Genomic DNA, 964 nt, shown 5'->3' on the forward strand with positions numbered 1-964 from the left:
AGCAGACGAACATGCGCGAGCCCTGGTCATCCACGACGACTTCGTCGAGGTAGCTTTCGCCCGAGCCGCACAGCGCGCAGGTTTCATTCCACGACTGGATCTCGAACGGGTGGTCGTCAAAAGCCAGGCTTTCGACCTTGGTGTAAGGCGGGATCGCGTAAAGGCGTTTTTCACGGCCCGCGCCAAACAACATCAAGGCAGGCGAGTTATCCAGCTTGGGGTTATCAAACTTCGGAATCGGTGATGGCGAAGTGAGGAAACGGCCGTCCACTAACACCGGATAGTCGTAACTGGTGGCGATATGCCCGTACTGGGCGATGTCTTCGTACAGCTTCACATGCATCAATCCGTAGTCGGCCAGCGCATGCAGGGTGCGGGTTTCGGCCTCGCGCGGCTCCAGCGTGCGTAGCGGCTCGGGTTCCGGCACCTGGAACACCAGGATCTGATCTTCGCGCAGCGATGTTTCGGGACTGCGATGACGAGTCTGAATGACGCTGGCTTCGGTGGTGCGCTCGGTGGTGGCCACCCCGGCCACGCGGGAGAAAAAGCGGCGGATATTGACCGCATTGGTCGTGTCGTCGGCACCCTGGTCGATCACTTTCAGCACATCGTCCGGGCCCAGCAGGGCGGCGGTGACCTGGATGCCGCCGGTGCCCCAGCCATAAGGCAGCGGCATTTCCCGGCTGCCGAACGGCACCTGGTAGCCGGGAATGGCGACCGCCTTCAGCAAAGCGCGGCGTAGCCTGCGCTTGGTGTTTTCATCCAGAAAAGCAAAGTTGTAGCTCGGCGTCATGACTGCACCTCCGCCGAGATACGTGGTTCGAAGGCGTGATCGGCAAGTGGCGCCGTGCTGGCGCTGCTCGGTGTCGCGGCGGATTCCGTCGCGGCGGCATGGGTCGTGCGGACGTGTTGTGCGCTCAAGGTGCGCAGCAGCGAAAGCTCAGCCTGGAAATCCACGTAATGC

The 964-nt window shown here is 61.8% G+C and carries 1 protein-coding gene; it reads right to left on the reverse strand.

The features are described from left to right. A partial coding sequence (locus OUZ52_RS22815) for an alpha-D-ribose 1-methylphosphonate 5-phosphate C-P-lyase PhnJ (RefSeq protein ID WP_266160904.1) occupies nt 1–793 on the reverse strand: 793 nt, incomplete at its 3' end. Nucleotides 794–964: the final 171 nt, after the last annotated feature.

The sequence above is a fragment of the Dyella silvatica genome (genome assembly GCF_026283955.1).
Lineage (GTDB): Bacteria > Pseudomonadota > Gammaproteobacteria > Xanthomonadales > Rhodanobacteraceae > Dyella_C > Dyella_C silvatica.